The 10,125-nt window shown below is 59.4% G+C and carries 11 protein-coding genes; 8 read left to right on the plus strand and 3 right to left on the minus strand.

Annotated features, from left to right (window positions below):
- Nucleotides 1-12 precede the first annotated feature (12 nt).
- Both guaA and tadA read left to right on the plus strand, forming a co-directional pair.
- The gene (gene guaA / locus OXU50_00655; protein MDD9868401.1) at nt 13-1,569 is read left to right on the plus strand and encodes a glutamine-hydrolyzing GMP synthase; all 1,557 of its coding nucleotides are present in this window, start codon (nt 13-15) and stop codon (nt 1,567-1,569) included.
- Nucleotides 1,570-1,575: 6 nt separating this feature from the next.
- The gene (tadA, locus tag OXU50_00660) at nt 1,576-2,061 is read left to right on the plus strand and encodes a tRNA adenosine(34) deaminase TadA (protein MDD9868402.1); all 486 of its coding nucleotides are present in this window, start codon (nt 1,576-1,578) and stop codon (nt 2,059-2,061) included.
- 6 nt (nt 2,062-2,067) lie between these two features.
- Here the strand turns inward: tadA and mltF are convergent, their stop codons facing one another.
- From mltF to OXU50_00675, 3 genes are all read right to left on the minus strand, one after another.
- Entirely contained in the window at nt 2,068-3,381 is a 1,314-nt protein-coding gene (gene mltF, locus OXU50_00665) for a membrane-bound lytic murein transglycosylase MltF (protein ID MDD9868403.1), read from the minus strand.
- Nucleotides 3,382-3,498: 117 nt separating this feature from the next.
- The gene (locus OXU50_00670) at nt 3,499-4,140 is read right to left on the minus strand and encodes a DNA methyltransferase (protein ID MDD9868404.1); all 642 of its coding nucleotides are present in this window, start codon (nt 4,138-4,140) and stop codon (nt 3,499-3,501) included.
- Complete coding sequence (locus tag OXU50_00675; GenBank protein ID MDD9868405.1) at nt 4,133-4,504, minus strand: IS1595 family transposase; 372 nt, start codon at nt 4,502-4,504, stop codon at nt 4,133-4,135. The genes OXU50_00670 and OXU50_00675 overlap by 8 nt, the downstream gene beginning before the upstream one ends.
- 407 nt (nt 4,505-4,911) lie before the next feature.
- Between OXU50_00675 and OXU50_00680 the strand changes: the two genes are divergently transcribed.
- The 6 genes from OXU50_00680 to OXU50_00705 all read left to right on the plus strand — a co-directional run bounded on the left by OXU50_00680 (nt 4,912) and on the right by OXU50_00705 (nt 10,039).
- On the plus strand, nt 4,912-5,883 hold the full coding sequence (locus OXU50_00680) for a fatty acid desaturase (GenBank protein ID MDD9868406.1): 972 nt from the start codon (nt 4,912-4,914) through the stop codon (nt 5,881-5,883).
- A gap of 149 nt (nt 5,884-6,032) precedes the next feature.
- Nucleotides 6,033-6,689, plus strand: coding sequence for a hypothetical protein (locus tag OXU50_00685; protein ID MDD9868407.1), 657 nt, complete (start codon nt 6,033-6,035; stop codon nt 6,687-6,689).
- Nucleotides 6,690-6,719: 30 nt separating this feature from the next.
- A complete protein-coding gene (locus OXU50_00690; protein MDD9868408.1) occupies nt 6,720-6,914 on the plus strand; it encodes a hypothetical protein in 195 nt (64 codons plus the stop codon).
- Nucleotides 6,915-6,939: 25 nt separating this feature from the next.
- The gene (locus tag OXU50_00695; GenBank protein ID MDD9868409.1) at nt 6,940-8,307 is read left to right on the plus strand and encodes an outer membrane protein transport protein; all 1,368 of its coding nucleotides are present in this window, start codon (nt 6,940-6,942) and stop codon (nt 8,305-8,307) included.
- A gap of 21 nt (nt 8,308-8,328) precedes the next feature.
- Nucleotides 8,329-8,601 carry a DUF4242 domain-containing protein gene (locus tag OXU50_00700; GenBank protein ID MDD9868410.1) on the plus strand — a complete coding sequence of 91 codons (273 nt, stop codon included), beginning with the start codon at nt 8,329-8,331 and terminating at the stop codon, nt 8,599-8,601.
- Between the two features lie 73 nt (nt 8,602-8,674).
- Nucleotides 8,675-10,039, plus strand: coding sequence for an ABC transporter substrate-binding protein (locus OXU50_00705; protein MDD9868411.1), 1,365 nt, complete (start codon nt 8,675-8,677; stop codon nt 10,037-10,039).
- Nucleotides 10,040-10,125: the final 86 nt, after the last annotated feature.

Below are 10,125 nucleotides of genomic sequence, written 5' to 3' on the forward strand. Positions count from 1 at the left end.
CGGGCCGGCGGTATGCACGCTTCGCAGCAACGGCACAAAGTTGCCATCATAGATTTCGGCTCCCAGTACACGCAGTTGATTGCGCGCCGCGTGCGCGAACTGGGGGTGTACAGCGAGATTTTTCCGTACACCGCCGACGCCGGCACGCTGCGCGATTTCTCGGCCAGGTGCGTGATTCTGTCGGGCGGCCCCGAATCGGTGACCGAAGACGAGGCCCCGCAGCCCGCGTGCGACATCGCCGCCCTCAAGGCGCCGGTGCTGGGCATCTGCTACGGCATGCAGTGGATGGCGTCGCGCTTCGGCGGCGAAGTGGAGGCGGCGGGCCACCGCGAGTTCGGCCACGCCGACATTGAAATCACCGGGCCGACGCGCCTGTTCGGCGCCGGCGCCGGCGCCAGATTGCAGACCTGGATGTCGCACGGCGACCGCGTGGTCGCGCTACCGCCCGGCTTTTCGGGCGTGGCGCGCAGCCGCGGCTCGCCGATTGCGGCGATGGCCGACGAGGAACGCGGCTTCTACGGCTTGCAGTTTCATCCCGAAGTGACGCACACCTCGAACGGGCGCGAGATTCTGCGCCGCTTTGTCTGCGAGATTGGCGGCTGCCAGCCGCAGTGGCGGCCCGGAAGCATCATCGAGGACAGCATCCGCAGCATTCGCGAGCGGGTCGGCGATGAGCAGGTTGTGCTGGGGCTGTCGGGCGGCGTTGATTCCTCGGTCGCCGCGCTGCTGATACACCGGGCAATCGGCGATCAACTGCATTGCGTGTTTGTGGACAACGGCCTGCTCAGGCTCGGCGAACGCGAGCAGGTGCACGACACCTTTGCCAGGCATTTCGGCATGGACCTGCACACGGTGCCGGCTGCCGGGATTTTTCTGAAGGCGCTGGAGGGCGTTGTTGACCCGGAGCGGAAGCGGCGCGTCATCGGCGGGCTTTTTGTGGACATGTTCGAGGAGAAGGCGCGCAGCCTGGGTGATGTGCGCTGGCTGGCGCAGGGCACGATTTATCCGGATGTCATCGAGTCGGCCTCGGCGGGGCGCGAGGGCGCGCGCCTGATCAAGTCGCACCACAATGTCGGCGGGCTGCCCGCAAAGATGAGACTGAAACTGCTGGAGCCGCTCGCCGGGCTGTTCAAGGACGAGGTGCGCAAGATTGGGTTCGAGTTGGGGCTGGAGCGGGAGGTGCTCGACCGGCATCCGTTCCCCGGCCCCGGCCTCGCCGTGCGCGTCATCGGCGAGGTGCGCGGCGAGGCGCTCGAGCTGCTGCGCCGCGCCGATTTCATCTTCATGGAAGAATTGAAAAACGGCGGTTTCTACGACCGGGTGGCCCAGGCGTTTGCGGTCATGCTGCCGGTCAAGTCGGTCAGCGTGATGGGGGACGGCAGGCACTACGGTTTTGTCGTCGTTCTGAGGGCGGTCGAGACCGATGATTTCATGACCGCGCGTTACGCGCGGCTGCCGCCCGACTTCATCGAGGGCGTGTCGCGCAGAATCGTCAATGAAGTGCCGGGCATCTCGCGGGTTTGCTACGATGTCAGCAGCAAGCCGCCGGCCACAATTGAGTGGGAGTGAGCGGCGGTGGCGGCGGCGCAACCGCAGGCGGGCGACCGCGCGTATATGGAATCGGCGCTGGCCGAGGCGCGAATGGCCGGGCAGCGGGGCGAGGTGCCGGTGGGCGCGGTGATTGTGCGCGGCGGCGAGGTCGTCGCGCGCGGCGGCAACCGCTCCATCGGCTCCAGCGACCCGACAGCGCACGCGGAAATCGTCGCCCTGCGCGAGGCCGGGCGGAAACTCGGCAATTACCGCCTGCCCGGCGTCGCGCTTTATGTGACGCTGGAACCCTGCGCGATGTGTTTTGCGGCGATGGTGCACGCGCGGATTGCGCGCCTTGTCTATGGCGCGCCCGATTCGGCGAGAGGCGCCGCCGGCGGCTGTCTTGACTTGAACGGCCACCGCGCCTTCAACCACCGCGTGGTGGTCGTCGGCGGCGTGCTCGAGGCCGAGTGCGCCGGCGTGCTCCATGCGTTTTTCAATGGCCGGCGCGCGGCTTCCGCGGCGCGGTGACGCGGGCTAAAGAGTGGCCGGGGCGAGGTCGTTCAGGCGCGATGGCCGCGGAATGTCGGTGGTGATGTCGCCTTCGATCATGTCAATCAGGCGCTGGTAGTTGCGGACGTTTCTTACATAGAGAGAGGTGTCGCCGCCGCGCGGCTTTCCGTGCTGCGCCTGCCGGTACCATTCCGGCTTTTGCAGCAATTCCAGCGCTTTCTCGATGTCCACCCACAAGTCGGGGTTGCCGCCCCGCTGTTCCGTCAGCGCGATGGCGTCCTTGAGATGGCCGTAGCCGGAGTTGTATGCGGCCAGCGCCATCCAGGTGCGGTCCGGTTCGGGGATGGTGTCCGGGATTTTGTTTCTGACCGCCAGGAAGTGAAGGGCGCCGCCGAGGATGCTGCCGCGCGGGTCGGCGCGGTCCGTGATGCCGTGCTGGCGGGCGGTGTCGCGCGTCAGCATCATCAGGCCGCGGACGCCGGTCGGCGAGACGGCGCGCGGATTCCAGTGGGATTCCTGGTAGGAGATGGCCGCGAGCAGCTTCCAGTCCAGGCCGTGCAGCCTGGCGACGCGCCGGAATTCATCGCTGTATTTCGGCAACTGGCGGTCGGCCAGTTCCCTGAAAGTGAGTTTTTCGGCGTAGGAAAGTTCTTTCACATGCGGGTGGTGCACATCAATCAGGCGGTCGAGTTCCCTGCTGCCGGTGATTTCGCTGAAAAAGTCGGCGACGGCGCCGGTCAGGGTTGCGGGCGCGTCTTTTCTGAACAGCCAGACGACCGGCAGTTCGCCGGAGACATCGAACGCGGCCTTGACATAGGGGTGGAACAACTGCGTGGCCGCGAGTTCGCTGGAGTCGGCGAGGGTGTAGCGAATCAGCCCGAGGTTGACCCATTCAATCAGTGTGTGTGAATCGGTGTTTTCGTGGAGGTACCACTCGGTGAAATCATGGTTTTTCTTTCTCGCCAGGCGCAGGGTTTCCAGGTGGCCCGGGTGGGGGCTGATATCAATGTCTTTCATCGCCACCCTGTCCAGGCCGGTCGGGCCGGTGTCGGGGTAGCGGTAGATGAGTTTCTGCCGGATGTACTCGTAGGGCGGTGACAGGAGAAAACGTTCTTTCAGCGATTCATCCGCGCTCAGGGCGCCGGCGGCGATTTGCACCTGGTTTGCTTCGAGCAGTTGCACGGCTTCGGCGATTGTCACCGTCGGCACGATTTCCAGGCGAATGCCCTGCTTTTCGGCGAACAGCCGCAGCAGGCTGTGGTCAAGGCCGGTGGGGTGATGGTCGAGCCAGTAGTACGAGGCGGGGTTGACGCGTACTGCGACTTTGATGGGTTGCAACGGAGCCGGTTCCGCCCCCCCGCCATCGCACCCCGCGAGCAGCACGGCGGCGGCAAGCGGCAGCAGGCATGCCGTATTCGGAATTGCTTTCAGGAGTCTTTTCAAGTTTTCCGGATTTTAACTGGCGGCATTCTCCTGCTTGACTCCAATCCATTGCCGTCCGCAGGCCGATGCCGCCGCCACGGTTGTATCGTCCCCCATGAACGGGTCCAGCACAATGCCGGCGTCGGTGGATTCGATGCATCGCCGGGCCACCTGATCCCGCGGTATTTCCCACACCGCGCCGGCGGCCCCGGCTTCGGAGCGCAAGCGGAAGCATGGCCCGGCAATCAGGTAGATGACTTCGTAATTCGACAGAAAGCAGTCCGGGGCGGGATGTATCCTGCCGGTGCGTTTCCGGATGATAATCTGGCGAACGGGGAAACCGTCCACAATCTTGCGCCAATCCCGCAGCAAGCCGTTTCGCACCCGCCACAAATGGCGGTAGAAAATGGCGCCGTCCGCGCGCAGCACCCGCATCATCGCTGTCAGACAGTCCCGCTGCCACGACAGATGTTCCTCTTCGCTGCGTCCGTCGTCACCGGCCGGGCCGGCCACCACCAGCCCGACCGATTCAGCCGGCAATTTCGCCAGTATCTCCGGGCAGTCGCCCGTATGCACCTTGTTCAACCATTGTTTCATCAGCGCAGGCCGTACATGCCGGGCGGCCTGCCGCAGCAGTTCGTCAAAAGTCATCGGGATATGGACTTTGTCAGCCATTGGCCGCCGCTTCGCGCAACCGCCTGAGCATGGCCCACGCAGTCTTCTGGGTAATGTCCAGTTCGCGCGCCAGTTTGTGGCTGCTGATTCCGTCCTCGCACGAGGTGACCAGCCACGCAGCGGCAAACCATTTTCGCAATGGCAGCCGGCTTTCCTCAAAAAGAGTTCCCTTGCGAACCGAGAACAGTTTCTTGCATTCGCCGCATTTGTAGCCGTGCCCGCGCCGGACACGGTAAATCTTCGCGCTTCGCGCACAATGGGGGCAGGCGATGCCGGCAGGCCAGCGCAACTGCTCCAGATGGCGGGTGCAGGCGGCCTCGTCGGGAAAGGCCCTGAGCAGGTTCTCCAGGTTGTCGTATTCCATGCGGATAAAGTATTTTAGGTATATTATACAACCCGATGGAAAATCATCAGGTTGTTCACAGTATCCGGCGGATAAATGCCGCGAAAATGCCCCGTATGCCGAAGGTTCTATGGATAAAGGCTTGATTCAGTCTTTTATGGTAGTATTATTGCACGCATTACCTACACCTATAGGAGGTACTAAAAGGTATGAAAAAATTAATGATTAATGCGCGCTACTTCTTTGCGCCTCTGTTGATCCTGGTTGCGATGTTCGGGGTAGTCCTCGGCGGCATCTTCAGCTGGGTCGGCGTCGCGTTGCTGGTGGCGGGCATCTTCATTGATACCGCGATGAAGTTTCAAAGCCGTGGCGCCGGCTTTGACAACGATGGAAATACCAACGGTATTCCGGGACTTCAGAACGGTGTCATGTATTTCATGCTCCCGGTCTTCGTTGTATTGCAAGTTGTGCTGGCATGGCGCATCTTTCAATATGTCACAGGGGTTCCTGTTGAGGTAACCACCATGGTTTGGGGTGTACTGCCATACACCAACGGGATTACCGGGCTTGATTTGATTGGCGCCACGTGCTCCATCGGCATCTTTGCCGGCATTGGCATTATCTATGGCCACGAACTGTCGCATACCAAGGGCTTCGGCTTCATTATCTCAAGACTGATGATGGGTCTGTCCGGTTCGAGCCATTTCTGCTATGCCCACGTTTACAACCACCACCTGGAACTGGCGTCGGAAGATGATCCGGCAACGGCTCCGCGTGGCCGGACAATGTACGGGCACCTTCCGCTGAGCTATTTCGGGCAGTCCAAATTCCTGCTTGAAATGGAGCAGCAGCGGCTCAAGAAGATGGGTGTGCCGTTTTTGTCATGGCAAAACCGCTGGATCAGGGGCTTTATGATGAGCCTGCCTTCACTCGCGCTGTTCTTCTATGCCGGAGGCTGGGTTGGCATTGGCTGCCTGGCGATTGTGTGGTTCATTTCCAACTTTGAACTGGAAGCCCTCAATTACCTCGAGCACTACGGCCTGATTCGCGAGAAAGGCGAACCGATTGAGTACCGGCATTCATGGGACAACGCCACGGCGTTCACCAGCTGGTTCTTTATCGAGATTGGCCGTCAAGCCGACCACCACGACCGCGGGGAAACCCATTTCTGGGAACTGGATGAAGTGGGTGCACCCAACACCGGATGGGGCTACTTCACTTTGTTCGCCATGGCACTGGTTCCGCCGTTGTGGCATATGTATATGCGCAAGCGGCTGGCTGCGTGGGATGAGCGTTTTGCGACCGAAGGCGAAAAGGAAATCGCCAGACGCATCAACGAGAAAACCGGTTACGCAGGGAAGGCGAATCCGAACGACACGCTCACCGCGTCTGCCGCCTGATTCGCTATATCGCTGATTAGTTGCGTTTCCGCCCGTTCTGAAGGCCCTCTTTTCAGAACGGGCGGATTTTTTTATTCATTCAGAATTCAACTTTTATCAATCTTTTTTAACTTCAACCTTAAACACTACAATTTAACGAGGAGACAATAATGGCTGTTGGTGATCGTTTACGGGACCGCATTGAATTGTGGGGCGCACCTTCATGTGTAAATACGGCGAAATGCCTGTTTACGGGCGGAGAGAAAGGAATGGATGTAACCTGCATCCTGTTTGATCCTTCTTCCCAGGACGTGCAGGTCCGTTCCCCGCTGGGTGTCGGTCCGATACTTTGCCACAAAGATTTTGTAGTCACCGGTCAGAGCGCAATCCTGTCCTACATGGACGACAAGGGGTTCGGGCCGTCTCTGGTGATTAGAAACGGCGTTGTTCGAGCACAGATGTACCAGTGGACGCAATACGCGACCGAAGTCGTGCAGCCGGCGATGGAGAACGACGATGATGCAAAACTGGGAGCCGCTTTCGATGTGCTGGCCAAACGCCTGCAAGACAGGGGCGGCGCCATTCGCGGTGATTTTATTTGCGGCGAATTTTCCCTTGCCGACATTCATTGGGGCGCTTGCGCCAACATGTTGTTTGTCAAGGGCAAGGGTTCCGTCGTGGAAAGCCGCTCGGATGTCGCGCGATGGTGGGGGTGCATCAAGGAGCACCCGAGCACCAGCAAAGAGAAATTGAAGCCTTTTGAATGCATGCCCACCCAGGCGGATGTTCAGGGCAACACTTTGCGCAACATCGACATACACAACTAATCAATATCTGCATCTGAAAGGGAGACAAGAATGTTCAAGATCATTGTTGTAATGCTTATTTGGTCGGGGGCGCTTGGTTATGGCCTCTGGGCGCTCGGAGTCCAGAATCATTTCCACGACCCGTTGTGGGCAATAGGCACTGCGGTGGCCTTGCTGATTGGGCTCATGGTCAATGTCGTGATATTTTCCAAAATGCACGGCAACCGGCCATGGGAATGGTTTTAACTACAGTTCTGAAGGGGAACAAAACATGAAAACTTTGAAGAAAACCTCTTTGATCGCGAAAGGCCTTGTTCTTGGTGCTTCCCTGTTATGGGTGCCGATGAGTGCGATGGCCGGTCCGTATGGATACGACCTGCACAATGTTCTGTCTCCGAAGGCGGCGGGCATGGCAGGCACGACGATTGCCGGCGACAATGCGGGGCCGGTCGAGGCGGTTTACGGCAACCCTGCCAATCTGGCTGATTTCTATGCAGCGAGAACCGGACAGACTGCGGGGACGCAGTTTACGTTTGGTGCGACGCTGTATCATCCGGAGGCCATTGCCAGGCACAATGGTAGTATCGCGGGTTTGGCCGGAGGTGGTCGCTTCCGGGAGAGATCTCAGGCTGAATCTTACGCAGTGCCGCAAGTCGCATTCACGCAAGATCTTTCCGGAGTCGGTGTGCCCATCGTTCTGGGCGGTGGCGTATCGGCGGTTTCCGGTATTGGCGTGGACTGGCGAAGCAACCCGAATGCATTGGGTGTCGGTGCGGAGTTCATCGTACTGGGTGTCAACCTTGGGGCCGGCTACGAAGTGATGCCCAATCTCGATGTCGGTTTCGCTGCGACTGTCAGTTATGCAATGCTTGAGGCCGGTTTGGCTGGAACCTCGGGACAAGCCCATGACTACGGCATCCGGGGGACATTTGGGTTGGATTACCATCTGACCGATGCGACAGACATTGGACTTTACTACCAGACCGAGTTGAGACATAACTGGAATAACTTTATTCATTTGTCCAACACCAATATGGTTGATGATACCTCTCATTATTCAGATTTGGACATTGAGCAGCCAGCCAACTTTGCTTTTGGCGTTTCGCACAAATTTACCGACAATATGCGCGTTGCGGCGGATGTGATTTTCAAAAGATGGAGCGAGGCTGCTTTCTGGGAAAGGATTTATCATGACCAGACTGCATTCTCGATTGGTGGCGAATACGACCATGGTCCGTGGACATTTCGCGCCGGTTATGGATATGCGAACAACCCGAACCGCAATACAGTGCAACCGGGCTCCTTGGAAGGGTTCGACTTCATTTGTACAGGGTCGGTAAATGGGGCGGCCTGTCTGCCTCTGACCGGCGGCGTAGGTGGTGCGGTCTGGAGTTGGGTGCAGGCAATGGAGGGCCCTGTCATCTACAAACATCGGGTTAGTGCCGGTTTTACTTACAACGGTTTTCTGGCTCCGTTCTTGGACTTGGATGTGCATATCGCCCATCAACTGCAAGAAGAAGAATGGTACGATGCCCCTAACACGCCGGATGGCATGGGTGGTACGCTTAACTTCCAGAACCACACCGAACTGGATGTCCAATCCTGGCACGGCGGCTTTGCGTTGACCTGGGCGTTTTAATTCATTACGGAGGGCAAAATCATGCCTAAATTCATCATCGAAAGAGACATTCCGAAAGCGGGCGACCTGTCCTCGCAGGAACTGCAAGGCATCGCACAGAAGTCGTGCAGCATCCTGAAAGACATGGGGCCGCAGATTCAATGGGTCGAGAGTTATGTAACGGACGACAAGGTGTACTGCACCTACATCGCTCCTGACGAGGCCATGATCAGGAAACATGCCGAAAGCGGAGGCTTCCCGGCAAACAGGATCTCGATGGTCAGAAGAGTGATTGACCCGACGACATCGGAATAAGCATCTGCAATGCTGAACTTGTGGGCTGTCCTTCGTTGAAGGGCAGCCCTATTTTTTTGCGGGTATTGTTTTTGTGAACAGGCGGTTTGCGCTCATCGGTCTGGTGATGGCGTTGGCGGCGGCGCCCGCAACGGCGCAGAGGGATTATTACTTTGTGCCGCTGGCCCTGTCCTACACCGGCCTGTCCGGGGTCGCCAGCGGGTATTTCGGCGGCGTCAGCGATTATTTCACATTGCTGAACGAGCGCGACGGCGGCATCGGCGGCGTTCCCGTCGCCTGGGACGAGTGCGAGACGGAATACGAGCCCACCAAGGGGATGGAGTGCTACCATCGGCACAAGAAAGATGAAGCCGGGCGCCCGGCGCTTTATTTTGATTCACTGGCGCTGTATTTTCATCCGCTGAGTGAAGGCGTTTTTCCGGCCCTGGCGGCGCAGAGCCGCCGCGACCGTTTGCCCGTCGTCAGTGTCAATCACGGCCCGGTCGAGAGCCGCCGCGGCGATGTTTTTCCGTATCAATTCCCGCTTGGCGCCGGCGCCCTTGATTTTGCCCACGCCGCCATCCTGCACATGGGCGCGCGCCTGGGCGGCATGGAGGAACTGAAAGGCCGCACCATCGTAACGCTCCACCACGGCTCCCCGTATGGCCGCGCGGCCAACGAGTTCTTGAACAGCCTCGGCGAGCACCATGGCTTCCGGCACGAAGCCATCGAGGTGCCCCACCCGGGCAATGAGCAAGGCTCCCAGTGGCTCAGAATCCGCAAACTAAAGCCCGCTTTTGTTTATCTGCGCGGCTGGGGCCTGATGAACCCGGCGGCGATTCAGACCGCGGTTCGCACCGGCTACCAGGTGGCCAACCTGATCGGCGCTGAATGGAGCAATTCGGAAGAGGATGTGATTCCCGCAGGCAGGGCCGCCCACGGTTACCAGGCGGCGATAACGCACCGCGCCGGCGCCGATTTTCCGCTGGCGCGGGAGATTATCGAGAAACTCTACAACCGGGGCAAGGGCGACCTGGACGACCGCAGCCGCATCGGCAGCACTTACTGGAATCTGGGTGTTTGGGCGGCGGCGATGTCAGCCGAGGCCGTTCGCATCGCGCAGGAACGCTTTGGCAAGGAATTGACCGGTGCCATGGTGCGCTGGGGGTTTGAAAATCTCAATCTGGACGATGAGGAGATTGAGGAAATGGGCTTTGCTGATGTGGCGCCCGCCATCCGGATTACCTGCATGAACCATGCGGCTGTTCAGCGTGTCCGTTTTCAGGAATGGGACGCACAGGAACGCAAATGGACGCTTGTCAGCGACTGGGTTGACAGCGACAGCGATTTTGCGCGGCGCATCGCCGGGACCAACGCCGAGATGTATGCCCGGAAACACCCCGAATTCCCGCAGCGCGATTGCGACGCTGAAAAGGACCGGGACGCCTTTGATTTGTAGTGCCGCAGAAGGGGATGGCAGCCTATGCCGTCTCCAACACCTCCGCCGCCACAACAACCCCGTCTTCATCCGCATAAAGCCACGCC

It is taken from the genome of Gammaproteobacteria bacterium (genome assembly GCA_028817225.1).
In the GTDB taxonomy this organism is placed as follows: Bacteria; Pseudomonadota; Gammaproteobacteria; order Poriferisulfidales; family Oxydemutatoraceae; genus Oxydemutator.